The 26,427-nt window shown below is 70.6% G+C and carries 30 protein-coding genes; 14 read left to right on the top strand and 16 right to left on the bottom strand.

Features of this window, described 5'->3' with window-relative positions; translation table 11 throughout:
- Positions 1 to 3 precede the first annotated feature (3 nt).
- Entirely contained in the window at positions 4 to 1,842 is a 1,839-nt protein-coding gene (locus AC4D2F_RS15785; protein WP_490911444.1) for a glycoside hydrolase family 15 protein, read from the top strand.
- A 59-nt stretch (positions 1,843 to 1,901) separates the two neighbouring features.
- Here AC4D2F_RS15785 and AC4D2F_RS15780 read toward each other — a convergent pair whose 3' ends face one another.
- A complete protein-coding gene (locus tag AC4D2F_RS15780) occupies positions 1,902 to 3,092 on the bottom strand; it encodes a zinc-dependent alcohol dehydrogenase (RefSeq protein WP_104167378.1) in 1,191 nt (396 codons plus the stop codon).
- Between the two features lie 99 nt (positions 3,093 to 3,191).
- Here AC4D2F_RS15780 and AC4D2F_RS15775 point away from each other — a divergent pair, with 99 nt between their 5' ends.
- Together AC4D2F_RS15775 and AC4D2F_RS15770 are read left to right on the top strand one after the other, a co-directional pair.
- Positions 3,192 to 3,920, top strand: a complete 729-nt coding sequence (locus tag AC4D2F_RS15775) for an AzlC family ABC transporter permease (RefSeq protein WP_104167376.1) — start codon at positions 3,192 to 3,194, stop codon at positions 3,918 to 3,920.
- Positions 3,917 to 4,228 (top strand): AzlD domain-containing protein, encoded by a 312-nt coding sequence (locus AC4D2F_RS15770; protein WP_490911443.1) that lies wholly within the window; start codon positions 3,917 to 3,919, stop codon positions 4,226 to 4,228. The genes AC4D2F_RS15775 and AC4D2F_RS15770 overlap by 4 nt, the downstream gene beginning before the upstream one ends.
- Positions 4,229 to 4,321: 93 nt before the next feature.
- Here AC4D2F_RS15770 and AC4D2F_RS15765 read toward each other — a convergent pair whose 3' ends face one another.
- Genes AC4D2F_RS15765 through pta form a run of 3 tightly spaced genes read right to left on the bottom strand, consistent with a single transcriptional unit; the run spans position 4,322 to position 7,938 of the window.
- The gene (locus AC4D2F_RS15765) at positions 4,322 to 4,660 is read right to left on the bottom strand and encodes a YnfA family protein (protein ID WP_104167373.1); all 339 of its coding nucleotides are present in this window, start codon (positions 4,658 to 4,660) and stop codon (positions 4,322 to 4,324) included.
- 31 nt (positions 4,661 to 4,691) lie between these two features.
- Positions 4,692 to 5,807: an acetate/propionate family kinase gene (locus tag AC4D2F_RS15760; protein WP_490911442.1), complete on the bottom strand. Its 1,116-nt coding sequence runs from the start codon at positions 5,805 to 5,807 to the stop codon at positions 4,692 to 4,694.
- A 49-nt stretch (positions 5,808 to 5,856) separates the two neighbouring features.
- Positions 5,857 to 7,938, bottom strand: coding sequence for a phosphate acetyltransferase (pta, locus tag AC4D2F_RS15755; protein WP_490911438.1), 2,082 nt, complete (start codon positions 7,936 to 7,938; stop codon positions 5,857 to 5,859).
- A 116-nt stretch (positions 7,939 to 8,054) separates the two neighbouring features.
- On the opposite strand from pta, the gene AC4D2F_RS15750 reads away from it, so the two are divergent.
- Entirely contained in the window at positions 8,055 to 8,399 is a 345-nt protein-coding gene (locus AC4D2F_RS15750; RefSeq protein WP_104167367.1) for an ArsR/SmtB family transcription factor, read from the top strand.
- A 12-nt stretch (positions 8,400 to 8,411) separates the two neighbouring features.
- Positions 8,412 to 8,912: an SRPBCC family protein gene (locus tag AC4D2F_RS15745; RefSeq protein ID WP_490911437.1), complete on the top strand. Its 501-nt coding sequence runs from the start codon at positions 8,412 to 8,414 to the stop codon at positions 8,910 to 8,912.
- A gap of 74 nt (positions 8,913 to 8,986) precedes the next feature.
- On the opposite strand, the gene AC4D2F_RS15740 is transcribed toward AC4D2F_RS15745, so the two are convergent.
- Entirely contained in the window at positions 8,987 to 10,132 is a 1,146-nt protein-coding gene (locus AC4D2F_RS15740; RefSeq protein ID WP_104167363.1) for a fatty acid desaturase family protein, read from the bottom strand.
- A gap of 20 nt (positions 10,133 to 10,152) precedes the next feature.
- The gene (locus AC4D2F_RS15735; RefSeq protein WP_490911436.1) at positions 10,153 to 11,265 is read right to left on the bottom strand and encodes a ferredoxin reductase; all 1,113 of its coding nucleotides are present in this window, start codon (positions 11,263 to 11,265) and stop codon (positions 10,153 to 10,155) included.
- Positions 11,266 to 11,363: 98 nt separating this feature from the next.
- On the opposite strand from AC4D2F_RS15735, the gene AC4D2F_RS15730 reads away from it, so the two are divergent.
- The gene (locus tag AC4D2F_RS15730; protein WP_104167360.1) at positions 11,364 to 12,572 is read left to right on the top strand and encodes a PucR family transcriptional regulator; all 1,209 of its coding nucleotides are present in this window, start codon (positions 11,364 to 11,366) and stop codon (positions 12,570 to 12,572) included.
- Here AC4D2F_RS15730 and AC4D2F_RS15725 read toward each other — a convergent pair.
- Both AC4D2F_RS15725 and AC4D2F_RS15720 read right to left on the bottom strand, forming a co-directional pair.
- A complete protein-coding gene (locus tag AC4D2F_RS15725) occupies positions 12,569 to 13,438 on the bottom strand; it encodes a DNA-3-methyladenine glycosylase family protein (RefSeq protein ID WP_490911435.1) in 870 nt (289 codons plus the stop codon). The two genes, AC4D2F_RS15730 and AC4D2F_RS15725, sit on opposite strands and share 4 nt — an antisense overlap.
- The gene (locus tag AC4D2F_RS15720; protein ID WP_181033609.1) at positions 13,435 to 13,578 is read right to left on the bottom strand and encodes a hypothetical protein; all 144 of its coding nucleotides are present in this window, start codon (positions 13,576 to 13,578) and stop codon (positions 13,435 to 13,437) included. Before AC4D2F_RS15720 ends, AC4D2F_RS15725 begins: the two co-directional genes overlap by 4 nt.
- Before the next feature lie 83 nt (positions 13,579 to 13,661).
- On the opposite strand from AC4D2F_RS15720, the gene AC4D2F_RS15715 reads away from it, so the two are divergent.
- From AC4D2F_RS15715 to AC4D2F_RS15700, 4 genes are all read left to right on the top strand, one after another.
- Positions 13,662 to 14,261, top strand: coding sequence for an SOUL family heme-binding protein (locus tag AC4D2F_RS15715; RefSeq protein ID WP_490911433.1), 600 nt, complete (start codon positions 13,662 to 13,664; stop codon positions 14,259 to 14,261).
- Positions 14,262 to 14,360: 99 nt separating this feature from the next.
- The gene (locus AC4D2F_RS15710) at positions 14,361 to 14,666 is read left to right on the top strand and encodes a DUF4193 domain-containing protein (RefSeq protein WP_043442948.1); all 306 of its coding nucleotides are present in this window, start codon (positions 14,361 to 14,363) and stop codon (positions 14,664 to 14,666) included.
- Positions 14,667 to 14,779: 113 nt separating this feature from the next.
- Entirely contained in the window at positions 14,780 to 15,421 is a 642-nt protein-coding gene (locus AC4D2F_RS15705) for an alpha/beta hydrolase (protein ID WP_490911430.1), read from the top strand.
- A gap of 13 nt (positions 15,422 to 15,434) precedes the next feature.
- Entirely contained in the window at positions 15,435 to 16,361 is a 927-nt protein-coding gene (locus AC4D2F_RS15700; RefSeq protein WP_490911428.1) for an AEC family transporter, read from the top strand.
- Here the strand turns inward: AC4D2F_RS15700 and AC4D2F_RS15695 are convergent.
- Entirely contained in the window at positions 16,351 to 17,370 is a 1,020-nt protein-coding gene (locus tag AC4D2F_RS15695) for a GlxA family transcriptional regulator (RefSeq protein ID WP_104167352.1), read from the bottom strand. The two genes, AC4D2F_RS15700 and AC4D2F_RS15695, sit on opposite strands and share 11 nt — an antisense overlap.
- 81 nt (positions 17,371 to 17,451) lie before the next feature.
- Here AC4D2F_RS15695 and AC4D2F_RS15690 point away from each other — a divergent pair, with 81 nt between their 5' ends.
- Positions 17,452 to 17,619 carry a hypothetical protein gene (locus AC4D2F_RS15690; RefSeq protein ID WP_490911426.1) on the top strand — a complete coding sequence of 56 codons (168 nt, stop codon included), beginning with the start codon at positions 17,452 to 17,454 and terminating at the stop codon, positions 17,617 to 17,619.
- A 15-nt stretch (positions 17,620 to 17,634) separates the two neighbouring features.
- Here AC4D2F_RS15690 and AC4D2F_RS15685 read toward each other — a convergent pair whose 3' ends face one another.
- A complete protein-coding gene (locus AC4D2F_RS15685; RefSeq protein WP_490911422.1) occupies positions 17,635 to 18,846 on the bottom strand; it encodes a low temperature requirement protein A in 1,212 nt (403 codons plus the stop codon).
- A 135-nt stretch (positions 18,847 to 18,981) separates the two neighbouring features.
- Here AC4D2F_RS15685 and AC4D2F_RS15680 point away from each other — a divergent pair, with 135 nt between their 5' ends.
- The gene (locus tag AC4D2F_RS15680; RefSeq protein WP_490911420.1) at positions 18,982 to 19,875 is read left to right on the top strand and encodes a YsnF/AvaK domain-containing protein; all 894 of its coding nucleotides are present in this window, start codon (positions 18,982 to 18,984) and stop codon (positions 19,873 to 19,875) included.
- A gap of 80 nt (positions 19,876 to 19,955) precedes the next feature.
- Here AC4D2F_RS15680 and AC4D2F_RS15675 read toward each other — a convergent pair whose 3' ends face one another.
- The 6 genes from AC4D2F_RS15675 to AC4D2F_RS15650 all read right to left on the bottom strand — a co-directional run bounded on the left by AC4D2F_RS15675 (position 19,956) and on the right by AC4D2F_RS15650 (position 25,700).
- Complete coding sequence (locus tag AC4D2F_RS15675) at positions 19,956 to 20,354, bottom strand: VOC family protein (RefSeq protein WP_490911418.1); 399 nt, start codon at positions 20,352 to 20,354, stop codon at positions 19,956 to 19,958.
- Positions 20,355 to 20,427: 73 nt separating this feature from the next.
- Entirely contained in the window at positions 20,428 to 22,521 is a 2,094-nt protein-coding gene (locus AC4D2F_RS15670; protein WP_490911416.1) for an iron ABC transporter permease, read from the bottom strand.
- A gap of 5 nt (positions 22,522 to 22,526) precedes the next feature.
- On the bottom strand, positions 22,527 to 23,519 hold the full coding sequence (locus AC4D2F_RS15665; protein ID WP_490911414.1) for an ABC transporter substrate-binding protein: 993 nt from the start codon (positions 23,517 to 23,519) through the stop codon (positions 22,527 to 22,529).
- 46 nt (positions 23,520 to 23,565) lie between these two features.
- The gene (locus AC4D2F_RS15660; RefSeq protein ID WP_490911412.1) at positions 23,566 to 24,399 is read right to left on the bottom strand and encodes an ABC transporter ATP-binding protein; all 834 of its coding nucleotides are present in this window, start codon (positions 24,397 to 24,399) and stop codon (positions 23,566 to 23,568) included.
- A 130-nt stretch (positions 24,400 to 24,529) separates the two neighbouring features.
- Positions 24,530 to 24,766: a hypothetical protein gene (locus tag AC4D2F_RS15655; RefSeq protein WP_490911410.1), complete on the bottom strand. Its 237-nt coding sequence runs from the start codon at positions 24,764 to 24,766 to the stop codon at positions 24,530 to 24,532.
- 94 nt (positions 24,767 to 24,860) lie between these two features.
- On the bottom strand, positions 24,861 to 25,700 hold the full coding sequence (locus AC4D2F_RS15650; RefSeq protein ID WP_490911408.1) for a sigma factor: 840 nt from the start codon (positions 25,698 to 25,700) through the stop codon (positions 24,861 to 24,863).
- A 78-nt stretch (positions 25,701 to 25,778) separates the two neighbouring features.
- Here AC4D2F_RS15650 and AC4D2F_RS15645 point away from each other — a divergent pair, with 78 nt between their 5' ends.
- Positions 25,779 to 26,126, top strand: a complete 348-nt coding sequence (locus tag AC4D2F_RS15645; protein ID WP_490911406.1) for a cytoplasmic protein — start codon at positions 25,779 to 25,781, stop codon at positions 26,124 to 26,126.
- 144 nt (positions 26,127 to 26,270) lie between these two features.
- Positions 26,271 to 26,426: a hypothetical protein gene (locus tag AC4D2F_RS15640; RefSeq protein WP_490911404.1), complete on the top strand. Its 156-nt coding sequence runs from the start codon at positions 26,271 to 26,273 to the stop codon at positions 26,424 to 26,426.
- Position 26,427 lies beyond the last annotated feature (1 nt).

Raw genomic sequence — 26,427 nt, 5'->3', positions numbered from 1 at the left:
AGCATGTGGTTGAGTTGCAGGATGCAATCCCCGATCGAGGACTACGCGCTCCTGTCCGACCTGCACACCGGTGCGCTCGTCTCCCGGAGCGGCAGCGTCGACTGGCTCAGCTTCCCCCGGTTCGACTCCGAGTCGGTCTTCGCCGCGATGCTCGGCACGCCGGAGCACGGCCGCTGGCTCGTGGAGCCGTCGTCGGACGCCGACGTGGTGGAGCGGAGCTACATCGACTCCACCTTCGTGCTCCAGACCCGCTGGAGGACCAGCGAGGGTGAGGTGCTGGTCACCGACTTCATGCCGGTGACGGACCGTCGCGCCAACGTGGTGCGGCGCGTCCAGGGGCTCCAGGGCGCCGTCACCATGCGGCAGGAGCTGGAGATACGTTTCGGCTACGGCGACATCACGCCGTGGGTCACGCAGGGCACACACGACGGCGGTCCGGTACTCCTCGCCATCGCCGGACCCGATGCGCTGCTCCTGCGGGGGCCGCGTCTGAAGGCGACGGACCATCGCCACGAGGGGACGTTCGTGGTGGCCGAAGGCGACGTCGTCGACCTGGAACTCGTGTGGTATCCCTCGCACCGGGAGAAGCCGGATGCGCTCGACGTCGACGAGGCGCTCGATGGCGCCATCAGCTACTGGCGGGCATGGGGCGCCAGCTGCCGGATCGAGGGCGACTACTCCGACGCCGTCCGGCGCTCCCTGCTCGTCCTGCGCGCCCTGACGCACGAGGACACGGGCGGGATCGTCGCCGCCCCCACGACGTCGCTGCCCGAGCAGTTCGGCGGCTCCCGCAACTGGGACTACCGCTTCTGCTGGCTCCGCGACGCCGCCCTGACGCTCGAGGCCATGATGACGCACGGCTTCTCCGAGGAGGCGCTGGAGTGGCGCAACTGGCTGCTGCGGGCGGTCGCCGGCGATCCCGAGGACCTGCAGATCATGTACGGGCTGGCCGGGGAACGGCACCTGCCCGAACGTGAGCTCGGGCACCTGCCCGGCTACGCCGGCTCGACGCCCGTGCGCGTGGGCAACGGCGCCGTCGACCAGTACCAGGCCGACGTCGTGGGCGAGGTGATGGTGGCGCTCGAGAAGCTGCGCATCCACGGCGTCACCGAGGACAGTTTCTCGTGGCCGCTCCAGCGGGCCCTCCTGGGGTTCGCGGAGAAGCACCTCCATGACCGGGACCACGGGATCTGGGAGATGCGCGGGGACCCCCAGCACTTCACCCATTCGCGCGTGATGATGTGGGCGGCCTTCGACTGCGCGGTCCGCGCGGTGCGGGATCACGGACTGCCCGGGCCGCAGCAGCGCTGGACGGAGATCCGGGACGGCCTGCGGGAGGAGATCCTGGAACACGGCTTCAACCCCGACCTGGGTTCGTTCACCCAGGTGTACGGCGGGACCGAGGTGGACGCCTCCCTGCTCCAGCTGCCGCAGGTCGGCTTCCTCGACTTCGACGATCCGCTGATGCTGGGCACCGTGGAGCGGATCGAACAGGATCTCCTGGACGCCCACGGGCTGCTGCTGCGCTACCGCACCGGCAACTCGGACGACGGCCTCGAGCCCGGGGAGCACCCGTTCCTCGCGTGCTCCTTCTGGCTCGTGGAGCAGTACGCGCACGGCGGCAGGTCCGACGACGCCGTACGGCTCATGGATCAGCTCGTGGGCTACTCGAACGAACTCGGCCTGCTGGCCGAGGAGTACGACCCCGTCGGCGGACGCATGGCGGGCAACTTCCCGCAGGCGTTCTCGCACCTCGCCCTGGTCCGCGCCGCGGACGCGTTGCAGATGGCGGACGGGAAGGCCGGGCCCTACGAGGCGATGGCCCGGGACCAGCTGCAGTAGACAGCGACGGCGGGAGCCAGGCCACCTGGCCGGGCTCCCGCCGTCGTCTGTCGCCGCTGCTAGAGCGTGACGCCCTGCGGCTTCAGGACCACCTTGATCGTGCCGTCCGTCTTCTTCTGGAAGTTCTTGTAGGCGGCCGGCGCCTCGTCGATCGAGACCTCGTGGGTCATGAGGTCCGTGACGCCCAGCGGGTCCGAGGGATCCTCGACGATCGGGAGCAGCTCGTCCGTCCAGCGGCGCACGTTGCACTGGCCCATGCGGAACTGGACCTGCTTGTCGAACATGGTCAGCAGCGGCATGGGGGTGGCCGTGCCGCCGTACACGCCGCTGAGGGACACGGTCCCGCCGCGGCGGACGGCGTCCATCGCCGAGTGCAGGACGCTCGTGCGGTCGCTGCCGCCGGTCTCCATGACCTTCTGCGCCAGCTTGTCCGGCAGGATGCCCACGGCGTTCTGCGCGAAGGCGCCCACGGGTGACCCGTGGGCCTCCATGCCGACGGCGTCGACGATCGCGTCCGGGCCGCGCCCGTCCGTCATGCTGCGCAGTTCCTCCGCGGTGTCCTTCGTGAAGTCGATGGTCTCGATGCCGTGGCGCTTGGCCATCTCACGGCGTTCGGGGACCGGCTCGACGGCGATTACGCGGTGGCCCAGGTGCCTGCCGATGCGTGCGGCGAACTGTCCGACCGGTCCGAGGCCGTACACCGTGAGGACGCCGTCCTTGGGTACGTCCGCGTACTGCACGCCCTGCCAGGCGGTGGGCAGGATGTCCGAGAGGTAGAGGTAGCGTTCGTCGGGCAGCTCGAAGCCGACCTTGACCGCACCGTAGTCGGCGAAGGGGACGCGCAGGAACTCCGCCTGGCCGCCGGGGACGGAGCCGTACAGCTCGGAGAAACCGAACAGGGAAGCGCCCGAGCCCTTCGCGTGCACCTGGGTGGTCTCGCACTGCGACTGCAGGCCGCGCGTGCACATGAAGCAGTAGCCGCAGGAGATGTTGAACGGGATGACGACGCGGTCGCCGACCTTGAGGTTGGTGATACCGGCACCGACCTCCTCGACGATGCCCATCGGCTCGTGGCCGAGGATGTCACCCTTGTGCATGTAGGGGCCGAGGACCTCGTACAGGTGCAGGTCCGAGCCGCAGATGGCGGTCGAGGTGATGCGGACGATGGCGTCCGTGGGTTCCTGGATCGTGGGGTCGGGTACGTTCTCCACGCTGACGTTGCGCTTGCCCTGCCATGTCACTGCCTTCATGTGGTGCTCCTCCGGGTAGTAAGTAGGCTTTCCTTTCCCACTATTCACCCCTTCGTCGCGAATGGGAAGTCGAAGCTCGCCGTCGCCTAGCCTTGTCGGGTGGTGCTTCTTCGATCTCCGGCCGTCCGCGTGGCCCTGTCCGTCGCGATCGCGACCGGTCTGTACGGGCTGTCCTTCGGTGCCCTCTCCGTGGCTGCCGGGCTGACCCTGCTCCAGACCATGGCGCTGAGTCTCCTGCTGTTCAGCGGTGGTTCGCAGTTCGCGTTCATCGGCGTCATCGCCGGGGGAGGGAGTGGCGTCTCCGCGATGTCCGCCGCGGCGCTCCTGGGGATCCGCAACGGCGTCTACGGCATGCAGGTCAACGTGCTGCTCCGGCCGTCCCGCTGGCGGAAGCTGCCGGCTGCGCACCTCACGATCGACGAGTCGGTGGCCACGGCGACGGGCCAGACCGATCCGGACGAGCAGCGCCGCGGGTTCTGGGCCGCCGGGATCGGCGTCTTCGTCCTGTGGAACCTCTTCACGCTCGTCGGGGCGCTCGCAGGGAACGCGATGGGCGACCCGGCCCGGTGGGGGCTCGACGGCGCTGCCGTCGCCGCGTTCCTCGGTCTGCTCTGGCCGCGCATCCGCTCGCGCGAGCCCGCGGCGATCGCCGTCGTCTGTGCCGTCGTCACGCTCATCGCCGTGCCGCTCGTGCCGCCGGGCGTGCCGATCCTGCTCGCGGCCGTCGTGGCGGCCGTCCTCGGTCTTTCGGGCCTCGGGCCGGCGACGGAGGGCCTCGAGCCCGACGTCGAGCCCTACCCCTCCAGCCCTGCCGGAGGCACCCGATGAGCCTCTGGGGCTGGGTCCTGCTCGCGTGCGCGGTGTCGATCGCCACGAAGTTCCTCGGCTTCCTCGTGCCCGCGCGGCTGCTCGACAACCCGCGGATGCTGCGGGTCGCCGGATCGCTGACGATCGGCCTGCTCGCCGCCCTGACGGCGACGAACACCTTCGCATCCGGTCAGGCGCTCGTCGTCGACGCGCGGGTCGTGGCGCTGGTGGCGGCCGCCGTCGCGCTCTGGCTGCGCGCGCCGTTCCTCGTGGTGGTCGCGGTCGGGGCGCTCGCCGCGGGCCTGGCGCGGCTGCTGGGGGCCGCGTAGGCGCGTTCAGGGTCCATGGGCGGGCGGTCCGTGCGGTCGGCTGGACCGAGGGGGCGGCAACCTTCGTCCCGCTGGTGTTCGGATCGCTGCCGGCTAGGGCGTCGGGCGCGGCATGAACATGATCAGCGCCACGCCGACCAGGCACACCGCCGAGCCGAGGACGTCCCACCGGTCGGGCCGGAAGCCGTCCACGAGCATGCCCCACGTGAGCGACCCGGCCACGAACACGCCGCCGTACGCGGCGAGGACCCGCCCGAAGTTCGCGTCCGGCTGCAGGGTCGCCACGAAGCCGTAGGCGCCGAGCGCCATGACGCCGAGTCCGGCCCACCACCACGGTCTGCCCTCGCGCACCGCCTGCCAGACGAGCCACGCCCCGCCGATCTCCGCGAGGGCGGCCAGCACGAACAGGAAGGTGATGCGCAGGGTCGTCATGGCTCCAGTCTGCCGGAGCGGCGGACCGCTTCTAGGACCCGCTGACGACGGCGGCCGTCGCCTCCGCGATCGCCGCCTCCTCGTCGGTCGGCACCACGAGCACGGGGAACGCCGACGCCTCGGTGCTGATGATGCGCGCGTCCCTGCTGCGCTCGCCGTTCTTCTCCTCGTCGAGTTCCAGTCCGAGCGCACCCAGCCGGGCGACGACGGCGGCGCGGAACGCGGACGCGTTCTCGCCGATGCCCGCGGTGAACACGAGTGCCTGCGCCCCGCCGACGGCCACGTGGTATCCGCCCACGTACTTCGCGAGCCGGTAGGAGGCCACCTCGATCGCCACCCTGGCCCGGTGGTCGCCGGCGTCCGCGGCCTCCGCCACGGAGCGCATGTCGTTCGTGCCCGCGAGGCCCTTGAGCCCGCTGTCGCGGTTCAGGAGGGTGTCGAGGTCCTGTTCGGTGTATCCCTCGCGCAGGAGGAACAGCAGGATGGACGGGTCGATGTCGCCCGACCGCGTCCCCATCACCAGGCCCTCGAGGGGGGTGAAACCCATCGACGTGTCGACGCTCTCGCCGTCGCGCACGGCGGTGACGGAGGCGCCGTTGCCGAGGTGTGCGATCACGCCCGTGAACGTGTCCGTGCCGAGCAGCTCCGCGGCACCGCGCGCCACGAAGGCGTGCGAGGTGCCGTGGAAGCCGTACCGCCGGATGCCGAACCTCCGGTACAGCTCGTCCGGGACCGCGTAGCGCCAGGCGTGCTCCGGGAGCGTGCGGTGGAAGGCGGTGTCGAACACCGCGACCTGCGGCATGTCCGGCCACTTGTGGGTGATGGCGCGGATGCCGGTGACGGCTGCGGGATTGTGCAGGGGAGCCAGCGGGTTGAGCCGCTCGATGGCCCGGGTGATCTCGTTGTCGATGAGCACCGGCTCGCTGAAACGCTCGCCGCCGTGGACCACGCGGTGCCCGACGGCGTCGATCCCGCGGTCGCCGAGGGCCGCGGACACCTCCCCGTCCACGCGGTCGAGCGCCGCTGCGTGGTCGGGGACCTCGGCCTCGCCGATCCGCTCGACGAGGCCTTCCGCGAGGACGTCCTCGCCCTCCCGGACCTGGTACTTGAGCGAGGACGAGCCGGAGTTGATGACGAGGAGGATCATGGGGTCCTGTTCTGTGGGGTGCAGACGGAAGGGGTGCAGGCGGACGGGGTCAGGAGGCGGCGGACTGCTGGGCCTGCACCGCGGTGATGGCCACGGTGTTGACGATGTCCTCCACGGTGCAGCCGCGGGAGAGATCGTTGACCGGCTTGCGCAGGCCCTGCAGGACCGGCCCGACGGCGACGGCGCCGGCCGACTGCTGGACGGCCTTGTAGGTGTTGTTGCCCGTGTTCAGGTCCGGGAAGATGAACACCGTGGCCTGGCCGGCCACGGAGGATTCGGGGAGCTTGGAGGCCGCGACCGAGGCGTCGACGGCGGCGTCGTACTGGATGGGCCCCTCGACGGCGAGGTCGGGGCGCTGCGTGCGGACGAGTTCCGTGGCGCGCCGGACCTCGTCCACCGCACCGCCGGAGCCCGACTCGCCCGTCGAGTAGGAGAGCATCGCGATGCGGGGCTCCACACCGAACTGCTCGGCCGTCTCCGCCGAGGCCACGGCGATGTCCGCGAGCTGCTCCTCGTTGGGCTCCGGGTTGACCGCGCAGTCGCCGTACACCAGCACGCGGTCCTGCAGCAGCATCAGGAATACCGAGGAGACGATCTTCACGCCGTCCTTGGTCTTCACGAACTCGAGTGCCGGCCGGATGGTGTTCGCCGTGGTGTGCGCCGCGCCGGACACCATGCCGTCCACCCTGCCGAGCTGCACCATCATCGTCCCGAAGTATGCGCCTTCGAGCATGCGCTCGCGGGCTTCCTTCATCGAGACGTTCTTGTGGGCGCGGAGACGCACGTACTCGGCCGCGAACTCCTCCCGCAGGTCCGACGTCGCAGGGTCGATGAGCGTGAGGCCGCTGAGGTCGATGCCCTGGCCGGCGGCGAGCTCCCGGACCTGCGCCTCGGGCCCGAGGATCGTGAGGTCGCAGACGTCCCGGCGGTGCAGGATCTCGGCGGCCTTCAGGACGCGCAGGTCCTCGCCCTCGGGGAGGACGATGCGCTTGCGCTCCGCCCTGGCGCGCTGGATCAGTTCGTGCAGGAAGCGCAGCGGCGTCATGCTGACGGGGCGGGGCAGTTCGAGGCGTTCCAGCAGTTCGTTCTCGTCCACCTGCCGGGACCAGGCACCCAGCGCGGACGCGGCCTTGCGGCGCAGTCCGCTCGCGATCTCCCCGCGCACCTCGCTGACGTGGCGCGCCACGGTGTAGGTGTCGTCGTCGAGCGCGAAGACGGGGAACGGCGCCTGCGCGAGGAGGGCCAGGATGTTCGGATCGGGGGCGAGACCGCCGGTCAGGAACAGGGCCGACGGCACCGGGAACTCGGGCGAGAACGAGGACGCCAGGGTCGCCACGAGGACGTCCGCGCGGTCCCCCGGCACGATCACGAGGGCGCCGTCCGTGAGCAGGTGCAGGAAGTTGCCGACGTTCATCGCGGCGACGCGGACGCTCGTGACGTCCCGCTCGAGGTTCGAGTTCCCGGCGATCTGGCGGGCGCCGAGGTCCGTGGCCACCTCGGAGACGGTGGGCTGGGAGATCTCAACCAGTTCCGGGACCACGTAGACAGGCCGGCCCGAGCGGCCGGGGCGGACCTGCTCGCTGATCGCGGTGACGGCGTCGTCGGCTGCGCGGTTGACCATCATCGCGAGGAGGGACACCTTGGCGGCGTCGAGTTCACGGCGCGCGACGTCGACGGCGTCGGCCGCCTCCTCGACGGACATGTCCTTGGCGCTGACCACCGCGAGGACCATGGCGCCGAGATTGTTGGCCAGGCGCGCGTTGAGGTCGAACTCCACGGCGGCGTCGTTCCCGGAGAGATCGGTGCCCTCGACGATGACGACGTCGCACTCGGCGGCGATCTCGCTGTAGATGGCCACGCAGCGGGCGTCGATCTCCGCGCGGTCCCCGGTCACGAGCAGGGCACGGGCCTCGGCGCGGGTGAGGCCACCGCGGGCGCGGCTCTCGGGAAGGTCGAACGAGCGCTGCATGAGGCGGACCATGGGATCCGCGGTGGGATCGCCTCCCTCGACGATGGGCCGGAAGAAGCCCACGCGGTCGGCGTGCCGGTGCAGCATGTCGGCGAGGCCCAGGGAGATCAGGGACTTGCCGGAGCCGTTGGTCATGGCGCTCACATAAATTCCGCGGGTCATCCGGTCAGTCTTGCAGGCTCCCCGGGTGCCCGCCATAACGGGTGTCACGTCGGCGACGGCAGCAGCGGGTCCCCAACCCTTGACCGGACCGATTCCAGCGACTAACGTACAACCACATGGTTGTAGAAACGTCGAGGCAGGACGCGGTGGACCGCCTGTTCCAGGCCCTCGCCGACGCGACACGGAGGGACATCGTGGCGCGCGTCCTGGTGGCCGAGTATTCGGTATCCGGTTTGGCCGAGCAGTACGACATGAGCTTCGCGGCAGTACAGAAGCACGTGGCGGTGCTCGAGAGGGCCTCACTCGTCTCCAAGGAGAAGCGCGGACGGGAGCAGATCGTGCGCGGAGAGCTCGACGGCGTGCAGGAGGCGCGGCGCCTGCTCGACGAGTACGAGAGGATCTGGCGGCAGCGCGTGAGCAGGATCGAGGACATCCTCGCCGAAGACGAGGATCGAACCTAGGAAGGCAGCATCATGACGGTCATCAGCGCAGAGAAGGACACGCAGGAACTCAACTTCCGGCTCGTCGCCGAGTTCGACGCGGACGTGAAGCGGGTCTGGCGCATCTGGGAGGATCCCCGGCAACTCGAGCGGTGGTGGGGTCCGCCCACATGGCCCGCGACGTTCGACACCTACGATTTCGCGGTCGGCGGTCGCGCGGAGTACTTCATGACGGGGCCGGACGGCGAGAAGGCACACGGCTGGTGGATCATCACCGGCATCGATGCACCCACGCGCCTCACCTTCGACGACGGCTTCGCGAACGAGCAGCGCGAGCCCATGGACGAGCTCGGCCGGACCCACGCCGTCGTCACGCTCGAGGACCTCGGTGGCCGCACGCGCATGACGCTGGTCACGGGGTTCGAGTCGCTCGAGCAGCTTGACCAGATGGTGGAGATGGGCATGGAGGAGGGGCTGAAGGGTGCCCTCGGGCAGGTGGACGCCCTCCTCGCGGAGGAGGACGCCGCGGTCTGACCCGAGTTTGCACACGACACGCGAAAGCGCCGCCGCCCCGCAAGGGGCGACGGCGCTTGTGTGCCTCGTGCGCGCTACGCCGTTGCTGCCTTCGCCTTGCGCGGCGGCAGGGCGAGCTTGAAGATCTTCGCCCACGTGGAACCGACCTGCTTGGGCAGCGGACCCGTCGTGTAGGGCAGCCCGTAGCGATTGCAGATCTCGCGGACCTTCACGGCCACCTCGGCGTACCGGTTGGACGGCAGGTCGGGGAAGCAGTGGTGCTCGATCTGGTGGGAGAGGTTGCCCGTCATGAAGTGCATGAGCTTCGAGCCGGAGATGTTCGCCGAGCCGATCATCTGGCGGACGTACCAGTCGCCGCGGGTCTCGCCGTCCACCTCCTCCTCCGTGAACGTGTCCGTGCCGTCGGGGAAGTGGCCGCAGAAGATGACGGCGTGCGCCCAGAAGTTGCGGATGGCATTGGCGGCGAGCGTCCCGTAGAGGGCCTGCTTGCCGGAACCGGTCAGCATGGCGACGGCGGGGGTGGCGGCGTAGTCCTTGGAGAACTGCTTGACCACCTTGACGCCCACGGCCTTCAGGTCCCGGTTCATGTCCTCCTTGGACTTGAGCCCTTCCTTGTACTCCGGGATCTCGAGGTCGTACAGGGCGATGCCCCACTCGAAGACCGGCGCCAGGATGGCGTTGTACAGCGGGTTGCCCAGGTTGAACGGCTTCCACGGCTGGTCCGGGTCCATGCGGAGGAGGTTGTATCCGATGTCCCTGTCCTTGCCGATGACGTTGGTCCAGCGGTGGTGCAGGTCATTGTGGGTGTGCTGCCAGGAGCGCGCCGGGGTGACGAAGTCCCACTCCCAGGTGGTGGAGTGGATGTCCGGATCGCGCATCCAGTCCCACTGGCCGTGCAGCACGTTGTGCCCGATCTCCATGTTCTCCATGATCTTGGCGAGGCTCAGCATGGCCGTGCCGGCGAAGAAGGCGGGCTTGTACTTGGCGAACAGGAGGGTGCCGCGGCCGGCGAACTCGAGGGATCGCTGGAGCTTGATGACGCGGCGGATGTAGGCCGCGTCGGTGGCCCCGCGCTTGGCGAGGACCTCGTCGCGGACGGCGTCGAGTTCGCGGCCGAGCTCCTCGACCTGCTCATCGGTCAGGTGCTTGGCGGCATCGGGGCGGACCAGGGGGTGGCCGGACGCCGCGAGGGCGCCCGGGCGGGTCGCTGTGGTGGTCATGAGGACTCCTCCGTTGGGGGTTACAGGTCGAGGTTCACGGGCCCGGCGGCTGCCGAGACGCAGGTCTGGATGAGCTGGCCGGGGGTGTTGTGCAGTTCACCGGAGCGCAGGTCGCGCACCTGGCCGGCACGGAGCGGGATGAGGCAGCTGTGGCAGATGCCCATCCGGCAGCCGCTCGGCATGAGGACGCCGGCATCCTCGCCGATGTCCAGCAGCGGGGTGTCGCCGTCGGCCTGCACCTCGCGGTCGGACTGCTCGAAGGTGACGAGGCCGCCGTCGTGCCCGGCGCCGGCCGTGAGGTCGGTGCTGAACCGCTCGATCGTCAGCGTGCCGGTCCGCACGCCCTGTGTCTCGGCTCCGGTGGTGACGTCCGGGACGGTCCGGGACTGCTCGAGGGCCGCCTCCCGCTCCCAGAGCTCCTCGGCATCGTCGAGGAACCCTTCGGGCCCGCAGGCATAGGCCGCACGGGTACGCCAGTCCGGGCAGAGGTCGGCGATGGTCTGGGCGGTGAACTGCAGTCGGCCGCGGGCGCTGGTGAACCAGTGGCGGACCGTGAGGTTCGGGAACTGGTCCGCCAGCTCGTCCAGCTCCTCGCGGAACAGGCTCTTCTCCGGGGTGCTGTTGGAGTTGATGAGCACCACGTTGGCGTCCGGCCGGCGCGGGACGAGCGTCCGGATCATCGACATGACCGGCGTGATGCCGCTGCCCGCCGTGAGCATGAGCAGGGAGCGGGGGTGCTCGGGGAGGACGAAGTCGCCCTGCGGCGGGGCCAGGAACAGGACGTCGCCCGGCTTGGTGTCGCGCACCAGGACGTGGGACACCGAGCCGGCGTCGGTGACGGTGATGGCGGGATCATGGCCCGCGGCGTTGCTCAGGGAGTAGGAGCGCCACTGGCGCACCCCGTTCAGCTCGACGCCGATGCGCGCCCACTGGCCGGCCTGGTGTGCATGCCAGCCGTGCCCGGGGCGGAAGTAGATGGTGGCGGAGTCCTCGGTCTCGTGCTCCACACGCGTCACGATGCCACGGAGCTGGCGCGAGGAGTAGACGGGGTTGAAGAGCGCCAGGAAGTCTTCAGCCGTGAGGGGGGTGGTCAGCGCGGCCGTTGCCCGCGCCAACTTACGAAACCGGATCATTGAACCAACAATATAGCCTCGCCCGCTAAACCTCTGCACTGGTGGCATAGAGTTGAGGGAGAAGAATTGTCTTGACGAAACAGATCGGAGTTGTTCCTTTGAGTTCTGACACGCTGGAGACCGCTCCTCCGGCGCCGCCCTGGCTCGGCCTCCCGCCGGAGGTCAGTGACCGGCTGAGGCCTCTCACGCCGGACCTCGTCGAGGCCATCATCCAGGCGGTCCCGCAGCTGGTCCCGGCGTATGCCCGGCCCATCGAGGGGAACTTCGGTCGCGGCCTGCGCAGGGGCGTGGCCGCGGCGCTCGAGCGGTTCCTCGAACTGCCGGGCACCGGGCTGCCCGCGCTGTCCGATCAGAGCCGCCAGCTGGTGGCGGGTCTGGGCCGCGGCGAGTTCCGGCAGGGTCGCAGCATGGATTCGTTGCTCGGTGCCTACCGGATGGGCGCCCGCGTCACGTTCCGGGAGATGTCGCGCCGCTCCATGGAGGAGGGCCTCGGCCCCGCCGTGGTGGTGGACCTCGGGGAATCGATCATGGCGTACATCGACGAACTCTCCGCCGTGAGCGCGGAGGCCTACGCCTTCGAGCAGTCGGAGCGGGCGGGGGCCGTGGACCGACGCCGGGCCGAACTGCTGGAGCTGCTGCTGCTCGGGCAGGCGGACGAGACCGCGCTCCGGCAGGCGGCGTCCCTCGCGGACTGGGCCGTTCCCGCGCAGGTGGCCGTGGTGACGCTGCCGCTCGATCGTGCCCGGGGGATCCGGCAGCGGCTCGGGACGGGGGCGATCGTCGTCGAACGCGAGACCGACGCCGTCGCCCTGGTGCCCGAACGGGGGGTGTGGCAGCGGGCCGAGCTGAACCGCGTGCTCACCGGGCGGAGCGCGGCCATCGGGCCCGCGGGAGGCCTCGACCAGGTGGCGCAGTCGCTGCGGCTGGCCGTGCTGGCGGCCTCCATGCTGCCACCGCGCGAGGGCGCGGAGGAGCCGCCCGTCTGGGCGGACGAACACATGACCGAGGTGGTCCTCGCAGCCGAACCCTCGGCCGTCGGGGAGCTGGCCCGCAGGAGGCTCGCCCCGCTGGCCGTCCTGCCGGACGTCCAGCGCATCAAGCTCGAGGAGACCCTGCTGGCCTGGCTGCGGCACTGGGGGCAGCGTGCGCCGATCGCCGAGGAGCTGGGCATCCACGGGCAGACGGTCGGCTACCGCGTGCAGCAGCTGCGGGAGCTGTTCGGCGACGACCTGAAGGACCCGAAGGTGCGCTTCGAACTGGAGATCGCGCTGCGCAGCGACCGGAAGGCCCCGGCCCAGTACTCCTAGGGTCCGCTGTAGGTGGCGGCCGTCCAGAGATGGAACAGGGCGTACGCGCGGTAGGGGCGCCAGGCCTCCGACAGCCTCTCGGCGTCGCGGATGCTCGGGTTCCCCAGCGCGCGGCGTGCCACGAGGTCGCCGGGCGTGAACGCGTCCGGATCGCGGAGGACCCGCACCGCGAGGTAGTCGGCGGACCAGGGGCCGATCCCGGGGATGGCGAGCAGCTCCCTGCGCTGCAGCGCGTGATCGGCGTCGGGATCGAGCGTCAGGCCGCCGACGACGGCGCGCGCCACGTTCTGGACGGTCGCGGCGCGCGTGCGGGTGACGCCCACCGCGGCGCGCAACTCCTCGTGCGGTGCGTCGGCGATGGACCGGGCTGTCGGGAACAGGGTCAGGCCCGACGCCGACGGCTCCCCGTAGGCCGCCGCGAGCCTGCCGCCGAAGGTGCCGCCCGCAGCGACGGAGACCTGCTGGCCGAGGACCGTCATGACGGCGGCCTCGAAGGCGTCCGGGTAGCCGACGGCGCGCAGCCCGGGACGTCGGCGGACCAGCGGGCCGAGGAGCGGGTCGGCGTCGAACGCGCGCTCGACGGCGGTGGTGTCCGTGTCGAGGTCCAGCCAGCGGCGCGTGGTGCGCGTGAGGTGCGCGAATTCGGCGTCGTCGTCCGTGTCCGCGGTGAGCTCGACGGCGTCGGGCCGGATGGTGACCGTGATGCGGCGCGGGCCGCCCGGCGTCGGCAGCAGCCTGGTGTGGGAGCGGCCGCTGGTGCCCGTACCGGTGACCTCACACCCCGGGATGGCGTGGTTCGCGAGGATCGCCGCCATCGGACCCGCCGCGAGGGCCCCGTTCGGGGTGAGGACCGCGGTGCGGCTCACGGGAGGATGGCGTCCGGCATGTCCCTGCGGCCGGCGTCCGGGGCGCGCGCGATGCTGCGGGTGCTGCGACCGTCGACCCCCAGGGGCGCACCCGTGGCTGCGGGGCCCGTCCTGCCGCTGAGATCGGGTGCCGATGCCATAAGAGCTCCTGGAGGGTTCGGGAAGGGGTCCGGGTCCCACCCTACGACGGCCGACGGTCAGGATCGGGGCGTACCATCCCGGCATGACTGAGCAGCAGCCCTACACCCTGATCGACACCTATCCGGGGTTCGAACTGCGGGCCTACCCGGCGCACGTCGTCGCCGAGGTGGACGTCGAGGCCGCGTTCGACGACGCCGGCACCGCGGCGTTCCGGATGCTCGCCTCGTACATCTTCGGTGCGAACACCGCAGGGCGGCAGCTCGCCATGACGGCGCCCGTGACACAGCAGGCGGCCGGTCCACACGGGGAGGGGAGATCCGAGCAGCCGGCGACGACGGCCCCGGTGACCCGGCAGAGGGCGCCGACCGGTCACACCGTGGCGTTCGTGCTGCCCGCCGACGTCTCCCTCGCCACCGCGCCGGTCCCCGACGACCCTCGCATCCGCGTGGTGGAGAAGCCGGCAGCCACCGCCGCCGTCGTGTCCTTCTCCGGTCGCGGAGGCCGGGCGTCCTTCGAACGGCACCTCGAGGGACTGCTGGCGGCCGCGGAGAAGGCAGCCTTCGTGCCGCGGGGTGAACCCCGGTACGCGCGCTTCGATCCGCCTATCACGCCCGGGGTCTTCCGTCACAACGAAGTTCAGATCGACGTGGTGGGGATGCATGGAGAAAAGTCCCATCCGTAACCGGTATATTGCAGCCGGTATATGGAATACTTCCGCCTCTGCCGAGGTTGAGAGTGGCATCTGGGCGTCATTCCCGCCCATAGAAGGAGATCAACCGTAATGGCAACCGACTACGACGAGCCGCGCGTTCGTCCGGAAGACCAGCCGGCCAACGAGTCGTTGGAGGCAATTCAGGCTCAGCGCAGCGCAACCACGCAGACCGCGCTGATCGACGTCGAGGACGGTGAGACCGCCGAAGGCATCGACCTTCCGGGCGCCGACCTCTCGCACGAGGAACTCCTGATCCAGGTCATCCCCCAGCAGGAGGACGAGTTCACCTGCATGTCCTGTTTCCTGGTGCACCACCGCAGCCAGCTGGCGCGCGAGAAGAACGGCGACAAGTACTGCGCCGAGTGTGAGGGCTGACAGCTCCTCCGGATGCGCGTCGAGCCCCTGGCCCTCCGGCCGGGGGCTCCCTTCATTAACCGGTTAGGTGACCGGTCGCGCCCCACTGGCCGCGGCCGCAGTACGGTAAGGGGATGAAGTCTTCCCACGTCATCGTCCTGCCCGGAGGCGGCTACACCATGCTGTCCGACAACGAGGGTGAAGTGGTCGCCGAACGGCTGCGCTCCTTCGGCCTGTCCGCGGACGTCTTCGCCTACCCCGTCCAGACCCGCCATCCCGGACCGCTCGACGCCGTCCGTGCCGAGATCCGCCGGGTCCGCGCCGCCGGCGTCGACCGCGTGGCGCTGCTCGGCTTCTCCGCCGGCGGGCATCTCGCCGGACACACGGCGCTCGCCCCGGGGGCGCGCGACGACGAACGCGTGGATGCCGCCGTGCTCGGCTATCCGGTGGTGTCCATGGAACTCGCGACGCACCGCGGATCGCAGGACGAACTGCTCGGGTCCGAGGCGGACGGGACGCTCCGCGCCGCGACCTCACTGGACCGACTGGTCACCGGGGACGCGCCGCCGTTCTTCGTCTGGCACACCGCCGCGGACGAGGCCGTCCCCGTGGAGCATGCCTACCGGCTCGGCCTGGCACTCACCACCCAGGCCGTGCCGCACGCCCTCCACGTCTTCGAGGAGGGTGAGCACGGCCTGGGCCTCGCGGAGGGACAGGGTACCGCCGAGCAGTGGAGCGGCCTGGCCGCCGCATGGCTCCAGGCGCGGGGCTGGTGACCGCCCCGGCCCGGTGATCGCCCAGACCCTCGCTGCGCTCGGCCCCGTGATCGGCCTGATCGCCCTCGGTTACGGCCTGCGGGCCCGCGCCTTCCTCGCACCCGCATTCTGGCCACCCGCCGAACGGCTCTGCTACTTCGTCCTGCTGCCCGCGCTGTTCATCAACGGCACCGCGACGGCGGATCTCGCCGGGCTGCCGATCGCCCTGATGGCGCCGATCCTCGCCGGGTCGGTGCTCCTCACGGCGCTCGGACTGGTCCTCGCGCAGCGCCGCCTCGACCTCGACGGCCCCGCCTTCACCTCCGTGCTCCAGGGCAGCATCCGGTTCAACAACTACCTGGGGCTCTCCATCGCCCTCGCCCTGTTCGGGGCCGACGGCGTGGCGCTCGCCGCCATCGCCAACACCGTCCTCGTGCCGCTCGTGAACATCCTCTGCACGCTCGCCTTCGCACGCTACGGAGCCGAGCGGCTGACCGTCGGCGGCACTGTCCGCAGCATCGCCACGAACCCGCTGATCCTCGGCTGCCTCATCGGGATCCTGCTGAACGTCACCGGCGTCGGCCTGCCGCCCGGCCTCGACGATTTCGTGCGGGCCCTCGGCACGGCGTCGCTGCCGCTCGGCCTGCTCTGCGTCGGCGCGGCGCTCGAGCTCCGCAGCATGGGCAGGAATCTCGGCGCGGTTGCGCTCTCCACCTTCGTCAAGTTCGCGGTGCTCCCGGGACTCGGGGTCGCCGGCTGCCTTCTGCTCGGGCTGACGGGAGAGCCGGCCGCCACGGTGATCCTCTTCCTGTCCTTGCCCACGGCGTCCTCCGCCTACGTGATGGCCCGGGCCCTCGGTGGCGACTCGCGCCTCATGGCCTCGACGATCACCCTGCAGACCCTCGCCGGCGTGGCCTATCTACCGGTGGTGTTCCTCGTCATCCGGGGCGTCACCGGCTGAGGACCCGCCCGCCGAACTCCTCCTCGAGTTCGTGCAGGTCGAGGTCGCAGCCCTTGTCCGATCCCCGGAAGGTGCGGCGGTACGCGGCGGGGCTGACGCCCAGGGCCTTCTGGAAGTGGTGGCGCAGCAGTACCGCCTGGCCGAAGCCTGCCGCGCGGGCGACGGCGTCGACGGTCAGGCGCGTCTCCTCCAGCAGCGACTGGGCGCGCAGCAGGCGCTGCCCGGTGAGCCACGCGGCCGGCGTCGTGCCCGTCTCCGCGCGGAAGCGCCGGGCGAAGGTCCGCTCGCTCATGTGCAGGCGTTGGGCGAGGGTCGCCACGGAGACGTCCTGGTCCAGGTGGTCCCCGAGCCACACCAGCAGTTCCTCCATGGAGGCGCCGCATTCGGCGGGGATGGGCCGCTCGATGAACTGGGCCTGGCCGCCGTCGCGGTGCGGGGGCACCACCATGCCGCGGGCGATTGCCGTCGCCGCCTTCGGGCCGAACTCCTTCCGGATGAGATGCAGGCTCGCGTCGATCCCCGAGGCCGTGCCGGCGCTCGTGAGGAGGTTGCCGTCCTCGACGTAGAGCACGTTCTCGTCCACGTGGGTGCCCGGGTAGGCCTGCGCGAGGCTCCTCGTGTACTTCCAGTGCGTCGTCGCCGACCGGCCCTCCAGGAGCCCGGCCTCGGCGAGGGCGAACGCCCCCGAGCAGACCGAGAAGATGCGAGCACCCCGGCGGTCCGCTGACCTGAGGGTGTCCAGGACGGCGCCGGGCACTGCTGTGCCGTCCGGGAAGGGGGCCATGATGACGAGGTCGGCGTCGTCGGCGCGGGTGAGGTCGTCGTCGACCTGCAGGGACACGCCCGACGCCGTCCGGATCAACCCGGGTACGGGCGTGCAGACACGGAGGTCGAAGGCGGGAAGGCCTACGCCGAGGGCCGAACGGTCCACGCCGAACACCTCGCAGACCACGCCGAACTCGAAGACGGCGAGGCCTGGAAGAACGATGACGGCGACCCTGGTGAGCATGCTTCAAGTTTGGCAGCTTTTGAGCGTTATGGGTCGTTTCTGCCACTCTTTTTCTACCGCCGACGGGATCACCATCGATGCATGAACATCTTGCTGATTCTCCTGGTCATCGTCCTCACCGCACTCCTGGTGCGCTACCTCCTGCGGACCGTCGGCGCGGATGTGCCGTCGGATCATCCGGCGTCACACGCCGACTGGAGCGTCGGCTCCCTGCCGAGCTCCGCCTACGGTCTGCGGCACGACGCCTAGAAGCGCCGCCCCGGCTCAGTGCTCGCCGTCCGCGTCCTGCTCCCTGATCCTCCCCCTCGCGCCGGCATCCAGCACGCTCTCCGCACCCACCAATGCGGCGGCCATCACGGACGCCAGGGCGAGGGCCGCGAGCGGCGCGAGCGGGGCGGCGACGGGGATGAGCAGGAGCAGGCCTGCGGTGCCGACGAGCCGCAGCTTCTTCCAGGAGCCGGCCATGCGGCGCCAGAAGGCGGAGCTGCCGAGCAGGAACAGGGCGGCCCCGCCGAAGAGCGCGAAGGAGCCGAGCAGGCCGAAGTCCTCCGTGGCGTAGACGTGCGCAAGAACGTCCTCCACCCCGAACGCGGAGAGGATGATCCCCGCCACGAGGGGCAGGTGCAGGTAGCTGTAGGCATCGACGGCGGCCGAGATGCGTTCAGAGCCGCGTAGCGCCGCGAACCGGTGCTCGGCGGCGATCGCGGTGACGTCGAAGTGCAGCCACCACAGGCACACGGAGAGGGCGATCCCGAATACCGCGCCGAGGAGGATCGGGGTGCTCACGGGCTCGCGTGACGCGCCGACGCCGATGGCCACGATCGACTCGCCGAGCGCGAGGATGACCACCAGGCCATGACGCTCGGTCCAGTGTGCCGCCGACGGCAGCCGCCAGTTCCCGCCCGTGGAGGTGAGGTAGGTCAGGGTGATGTCCAGCGCCAGTCCGGCCGCCCACAACCAGGTCTGCGCCGTCCCGCCGATCAGTGCGCCCACGAGGATGAGGGCAGAGCCCGGGAGCATCGCCACGGACAGGGTGAGGACCTGGCGCTGGAGCGGTTTGTCGTCCATCGCCGCATACAGGTAGAGCAGCAGGTGCATCACGCGCACCACGAAGTAGGCGAGCGCGAGGACGAGGGGGCCGCTGAGGCCGCCCTCGAGGTCGTGGAACGCCTCGGGGATGGCGAGTGCTGCGATGAACATGGCGACCATGACGACGGCCAGGCCGAGGCGCATGATGCCCTCGTCCACGTGCGTCTGGTTGCCGAGCCAGGAGAAGGCCACCCAGGACCACCAGAGCAGGCTCAGGATGATCATGCCCTGCAGCACTCCGAGGAACGAGTGCTCGTGGGCCATGAAGCCGGTGACCTGCGTGAAGGCGAACACGAAGACCAGGTCGAAGAAGAGCTCGAAGGTGGTGACGCGGTGCGACTCGTCCGAGACGCGCGCCGCCCGAAGGGATCTCCGCCTCAGGTGCATGCGGCACAGTCTAGGACTGCGTGCGCCGGTCACCGAGGGGTCCGGGGATTATGAAGTACACCCCGAGTGCTAAGCATGCTTGCTATCACCTCGGGTGGGACCTACGGTGAAGGGAAGCAACCGCTCGAAAGGATCATGATGATCACGCTTGAACAGATGAAGGATGCCATGAATGCCGGCGCGAACGTGCTGAGCGAGGATGGAGCCGTCCTGGGCCGCATGGGCCAGCTCTACGTCGACGACGCGACCGGGGACCCCAGCTGGGTCACCGTCGCCACCCACACGGCGGGCAACCCGGAATCCTTCGCGCCCCTCCGCGACGCCACCCTCGACGGCCAGGACGTGCGCCTGCCGTACCCGCACAGCACGGTCTACGACTCCCCCAAGATGTCGCAGGACGGTCACCTCAGCCCCGAGGAGGAGCAGCACCTGCTCCGCTACTACGGTCTCATGGCGGCGGCAACGGACGACGACGGCATGGCAACCGCGCCGTCCGGTGACCGCTCCTCGCGTGCCGACGCCTTCGCCGACCGCTCCGATCGGTCCGGCCACTCCGACGGCTTCGACCGCTCCGATCGTTCCGCCGGCTTCGTGGGCGGCGCGGCCGATGACGACGAGGTGTCCATGACGCGCTCCGAGGAGCAGCTCCGCGTCGGCACCGAACTCCGGGAGACGGAGCGCGTGCGCCTCGTCAAGCGCGTGGTCACGGAGGACGTCACCATGACCGTGCAGATCCGGCGGGAGGAGCTCGTCGTCGAGCGCGTGCCGGTCCAGAATGGCGCGCCGCTGTACGACGACGGTGCAGGCACCTTCAGCAAGGCCGAGCGTGAGCGCCTGTACTCGGCGGTGGAGACCGCCTTCAACGGCGACGTGGTCGAGATGGTCCTCTACGAGGAGAAGCCGCGCATCGAGGTGGACGTGGTGCCCATCGAGCGCGTCCGGATCAGCCGCGAGGCCCACACGCATGACGAGGTCGTCAGCGGCCAGGTGCGGAAGGAAGTCATCGAGACGGAGCGCATCGAGCTGTAGGCCCGCCGCCCTCCCGCAACGCCGGGAACGACCGCCGAAACCAGCTTTCGGCGGTCGTTCCTGTCCTCTCGGCGTTCGTCCTAGTGCTCCCGTGAGGACAGCACGCAGAACTCGTTGCCGTCCGGGTCCGCCAGGACCTCCCACGTGACGTCGGGCCCCTGGCCGATGTCGACGCGACGTGCCCCGAGGGTGATCAGACGCTCGATCTCGGCGTCGCGGTCCTCGCCGGCATGGGGCGCGAAGTCGAGGTGCAGGCGGTTCTTCCCCTGTTTCTCGTGCTCCACGGGGACGAACACGAGGCCGGGAGGGACCTGCTCGAAGGACAGCGTGGGCTCCAGTGCGCGGGCCCACGGCGGTACCACCGCGGCCTCGTCGTCGTCCTCGAAGATCACCTCCCAGCCCAGTGCGGCGGACCACCAGTACGCCAGGGCGCGATGATCGGTGGATTCGATGACGGTGGAGTACCAGCGAAGAGTCATGTGCTGATTGTGCCGCGAGGGCGGCGCCGGGTAGCCCGGAGCCGGACAGATCCGGTCCGCATTGCCGTCCCGGTCAGCGGCTGAGCCGGCTCCTGAACAGCAGGTAGACGAAGTAGGGGGTGCCGAGCAGTACCGTGAGCAGGCCCGCCGGGAGCTGGGCCGGCGCGATCGCCGCCCGGCCGATGAGGTCGCCGAGGCAGACGAGGACGGCCCCCAGCAGCATGGCGGCGGGCAGGATGAGCCGATGTGACGCGCCCACGAGGGCCCGTGCGGCGTGGGGCGCCACGAGACCCACGAAGCCGACGACACCGATGCCCGCGACGGAGGATGCCGTGAGCAGGACCGCGGCCGTGAGCAGGACGAGCCGTGCGCGTGGAACCCGGATGCCGAGCAGGCGGGGCGTGTCCTCGTCCAGGGCCAGGAGGTCCTGCGTCCGGTGGAGGGACGCGACGACCGGCACGGTCACGAGCAGGGCGACGGTCATGGGTACGAGGTGCTGCAGCGACCTGCCGTAGGTCGAGCCCGACAGCCAGGTCAGGGCCTTCGATTCGTTCCACGGATCGGTGAGGACGATCAGCAGCGTGATCACGGCGGTCGCCGCGGCGGAGACGCCGATCCCGATCAGGACCAGCCGGTCCGTCTGCATCCCGCCGCGGAAGGACAGCCCGAACACCACGAGCGAGACCACGGCGGCGCCGACGCCGGCCGCCGCGCTGACGGTCCAGAAACCGGCGAGCGGCACGATCGTGATGACGATGACCGCCCCCACGCCCGCACCCCCGGAGACCCCGATGATCGCGGGTTCGGCGAGGGGATTCCGGGTCACGGCCTGGATGGCGGTCCCGGCCAGCCCGAGCGATGCGCCGGCGAGCAGGGCCGCTCCGACGCGCGGAGCCCTGGCGTCCAGCACGCTCGAGACCACGGGTCCGGCCTGGCCCGACACCCAGTTGGCCAGATCCCCGAGGAGGAGCTTCGCGTCGCCGAGCAGCAGGCCGGCGACGGTCGCTGCGGCGAGCAGTACGGTCAGGGCCACGAGCACGGCGGTGCTCCGGGTGGCGCCGACCCTGCGCAGCGAGACGGGCGCGGCGTCCCGGGTGGGGCCGTCCGAGCGCATCCGGTGCGCGAGCGCCACGAGGAAGACGGCCCCGAACACCGTGGTGACGACGCCCGTCGGTACCTCGACCGCGCTCTCGGCGCCGATCGCACCCCGCAGCAGGACGTCCGCGCCGAGCACGAGGAACACGCCCATCAGCGCGGCGGCGGGAATCAGCGCGAGATGGCGGTGCAGGCCGGCGATGCGGGGCGCGGCGAGGCGCACGACGGCGGGCGCCGCGAGCCCGACGAAGCCGATCGGCCCGGCGACGGTGACGGCCGCGGCGGACAGGAGCACGGCGAGCACGATGGCGAGGACCTGGGTCCCGCGGACGTTGATCCCGAGGACACGCGCCTGATCGTCACCGAGGGTGAGCAGGTCCAGGGACCGCGACTTCACGAGCAGGATGAGCAGCGTCGCGCCGACCAGCGGCGCCAGCAGCGTGACCTTCTCCAGTCCGCTCTGCCCGAGGGAGCCGGCCCCCCACGCGAACAGCCCCCGGGTCTCCTGCGAGAACAGCAGCAGGAGGGCGCTGGTGAGGGCGCCGAACGCCAGCGCGATGGCCGAACCGGCGAGGACCAGGCGCACGCTCGAGGACTGCCCGGCTCCGGAGAGCGCGAGGACGAGGGCTGCCGCGGCGAGGCCGCCGAGGAACGCCACTCCCACCGCGCCGAGCAGTGGCACCTGCAGGCCGAGGGCCGCGACGGCGACGACGGCGAGATGGGCGCCCGCGTTCACCGCCAGGGTGTCGGGGGATGCGAGGGCGTTCCGCGACACCGACTGCATGACGGCGCCGGCCGCCCCCAGGGCGGCGCCGACGAGGATCCCTGCAGCCAGCCGGGGGATGCGGCTCGCGGCGACGACGGCACCGGTGGTGCCGTCGTTGTTCCCGGCCAGCAGGCCGAGGATGTCCGCGGCGTCGACGCTGGAGGTGCCCTGGGTGAGGTGGACGAGGGCGAGGACCGCGGTGGCTGCCGCGAGGACGCCGCCGGCAAGGGCCAGTCGCGCTGCCGGACGGGCGGCGGGGGCCCCGGCCCGTGCGGGAGCGGACCGGGTGAGGGTTGCCGGCGGCACGGCGGCTACTGTCCGGCCTGCGCGGCCTCGACGGCCGCGTCCACGATCTGTCCCATGGAACTGGGTCCGCCGAACGTCCACAGGGCGTCGGGGAAGCGCGTCACATCGCCGGACTCGACGAACGGCAGTCCCTTCCACACGGCGTTGTCCTCGAGTCGGTCCTGGTACGGATCGCCGAAGGCGTCGTTGGCGATGTACCAGAAGCGGGTGTCCTCGGGCAGCGCGGTGAGGCCCTCGACGTCGGTCTGGCCGAGGCCGTAGGCGGGATCGCCCTCGACCTCCCAGGCGTCGGTGAGGCCCAGCTGGGCGAGGACGTTCCCGACGAGCGAGCCTTCGGTGAACGGGCGGATCGACACACTGCCGGCGTCGACATAGGCGTCGGAGAACGCGACCGGGGCGCCCGCGGCGCCCGCCGCCTCGATGGCGGCCTTGCCCTCGGTGATCTGCGCCTCGAGACCGGACCTGAGGTCCGCGGCCTGGTCCTCGGTGCCCGTGAGGGTGGCGATCAGGTCGAGGTTCTCGTACATCTGGCCGAGGTTGTCCGTCGTGTCGCCGCCGGGGACGACGACGACGGGCACCGTCTTCTCGATCTGCTCGATCGCACCCTCGACGAGCTGGTCGGTGACGACGACGACGTCGGGCGTGAGGGACACGAGGGTGTCGATGCTCGGCTCGCCCCGCACGCCGACGTCGGTAACGGAGTCGTCGAGCGGCTCGGCGCTCACCCACTGGGCGTAGCCCTCCACGTCGGCGGCGCCCACCGGCATCACGCCGAGGGCCACGAGGTTCTCGACGGCGTTCCACTCGGTGGCCACCACGCGGTCGGCGGGTCCGTCCAGCGTGACCTCCTTGCCGCGTGCATCGGTGACGGTGATGCTCTCGCCGGCCGTGGTCTCCTCGGGCGAGGAGCTCCCGGCGGCCTCCTCCGTGGTGCCGCACGCGGTGAGGGAGAGCAGGGCCGCCGCGGCGAGGGCAGCGAGGATCTTCGGTTGTGTCATCGGGTTCGTTTCTGTTCGTGCGCGGACGGCGCGGGGATGGAGCGGATCAGGGGGCCGGGACGGCTTCGCGGGGTGCATTATGGCGCCCGACGGCGCGGGTGTGGACGGTGCCGTCCGTGACGGTGACGTCGACGCGGACGCCGTAGGCGCGGGACAGGTTCTCGGAGGTCAGGACCTCCAGGGGTGCGCCCTGGGCCATGACGGCGCCGTCCTCCAGCAGGACCACGTGGTCGGCGATGGCGGCAGCCTGGTCGAGGTCATGCAGGACGACGCCGACGGTCACGCCGTGGTGGGTGGCGAGATCGCGGACGACGTCGAGGATCTCCACCTGGTAGCGGAGGTCGAGGTACGTGGTGGGTTCGTCGAGCAGCAGCACGCCGGTGTCCTGCGCCAGACAGCTGGCGAGCCAGACGCGCTGCACCTGTCCGCCGGAGAGCGCGGCGACCGGGCGATCCGCGAGGTCGGTGGTGCGCGTCAGCTCCAGCGCACGTCCGACGGCAGCGGGGCCCTCGCCGTCCTGGCCCGTCCAGCGGCTGCGGTGCGGGTGGCGGCCGAAGGTGACGACCTCGCGGACGGTGAGGCCGCCGGGGACCGGCCGGCTCTGCGCCAGGAGGGTGATCGCACGGGCGAAGTCCCTGGGGGAGAGGCCGAGGACGTCCACGCCGCCGTCGAGCGTGACCGATCCGGCGTCGGGTGCGTGGAGGCGCGCGATGCTGCGCAGGAGCGTGGACTTGCCGCTGCCGTTGGGGCCGATGAGCGCAGTGATCGTGCCCGGCGCGAGGCCGAAGGAGACGGACTCGATGACCTGCCGGCTGCCGTAGGAGACGCCGAGGCCCGCGACGGCGAGGGACGGGGGAACGGCGGACTCGTTGAGGGGCACGAGCTTAGGTTAGGTTGTCCTAACGTCAAAGTGCAAGAAATAACGTCACATCAGCATGCGCTAATGCGTGGCCGGCTCACTCCGGCGGCAGGTGACCGACGCGGCGGTGGCGTTGCAGCGGCGCTTCTGATCAGGTCTCCGGCAGCGCGGCGAAGGCCTTCTTGGTGTCGTTGTACCAGCCCAGACCCTTGATCGGGTTCTTCCACCGGCCCTTCATCGCGTCGTGGGCCGCCTGGTGCTGCGTGTCACCGGCCGTGGTGGCGTCCTTCAGGTGCTGGTCCTGGGCCTTGATGACGTCGTCCGCGGAGTCGCCGTGGAGCGCCAGGTCGCAGGGGCCGCCGAGCTGCCTGCAGGTCATGGTTTTCATGGGAGTTCCCTTTCGCTGGGTGCGGTGTACGAGATCGGCGTCCGCCGCCCTCGTACTGATGACGAATCAGGCATCGGAAGTGTGACCGGTGAGCTCATGTGCGTTCCGCAGCCGCGCGCCGGACGAGGGCGCTCAGGACGTCCGGCCGTGCGCGGAACGTGATCGCGCTGACGACGCCGTCGGTGATCGTGAAGTCGAACGCCACCCGAGCCTCGCCGCGGTGGAACCACGCGGCGCCGGGCCGCCCGTCGACGAAGACCGGGAAGGCGGTGGTCGCGGCGCCGTCGAACATCGCCGCCACCGTCGCGCGGCCCTCCAGCCGTGCCGGGGTGCCGGCCTCGATCGCCTCGGTATCGGCGCTGACGACGACATCGGGTGCGAGCAGGTGTACCAGGCGCGCGAAGCTGCCGCCCCGGGACGCAGCGAGGAAGGCGTCGACGACCTCCCAATCGGCGGGTGTCCCGTCCGGGGCAAGGGCCGAGACCCGGGACCGGGCCCTCGACGCCAGCTTGCGGGCGGCCTCCGGTGAGACCGCGAGGACGGTTGCGATGGTGCGGAAGTCCACGCCGAAGGTGTCATGCAGGATGAACGCCACCCGTTCGGACGGTGACAGGCGTTGCAGCACCACCTGGAGGGCGACGCCCACGCTGGCGGCCTCGATCAGCTGTTCGGCCGGGTCGGTGACGGCGCCGGCGTCGATTTCCGGCACGGTGTCCGTCGGCTCCGGCACCCTGGACCGCAGGCGATCGAGGCAGAGGCGTGTCGTCACGACCGTCAGCCAGCCCGGCACGTTCTCGATCACGGTGTCGGTGGCGTGGAGGCGCAGCCAGGCCTGCTGCACCATGTCCTCGCCCTCGGCCCGGTCATCGAGGACGCCGGCCGCGATGCGCACGAGGCGTGGGCGTTCGGCTTCGAACTGTTCCGTCAGGTCCATCCGCACACCCTAAACCGTCCCGGGAAGGGCGGCAGGAGGACTCTGGCCGACAGTTGCCCGCGGGCGTACAGTCCGCCCATGGCACTTGATCCGGTTCAGACCAATCCTCGGCACTATCGGGTGGTGTTCGAGAACCACCGCGTTCGCGTCCTCGAGTACACGGACGAGCCCGGCGATATCAGCACAGAGCACCACCACCCCGACAGCGTCATGATCACCGCCGGTTCGTTCCGTCGGCGGTTGCATGCCCATGGGAGGAGCATCGACGTGGAACTCCAGGACGGGGAGGTCCGTTGGCTACCCGCCCAGGACCACTACGGCGTGAACTCGGGGACGACGCCGTCGCACGCTTTCTTCGTGGAACTGAAGGAGGCGGATCCGAATCCCGACACGGATGGCCTGCATCTGGGACCGACCAAGCTCTGATCCGCCCGATGTCGATAGATACCAAGCAGGCTGATGATTCGCGTAGGCTGGAAGGACGACGTCGAACACCCCACCGTGGCGGTCCTACCCCGCACCCTCGCAGCGCGTCGCACGGCCAGCAGGATCCCATCGGAAGGACTCCCCATGAGCAGCCAGAACCAACAGCCCCAGCACGACGAGTCGGCCGACGAAGAGCTGTCCGAGTCCCTCGAGGGGCACGACAAGCTGTCGAATGACGACGACGAGGACTCGCCCCTCGAGGAGATCGAGGACAGCCCCGTCCGCACCAAGAACAGCTGAC

The organism is Arthrobacter sp. TJ-263 (assembly GCF_058269155.1).
This window is presented reverse-complemented; position numbering and strand designations above follow the sequence as displayed.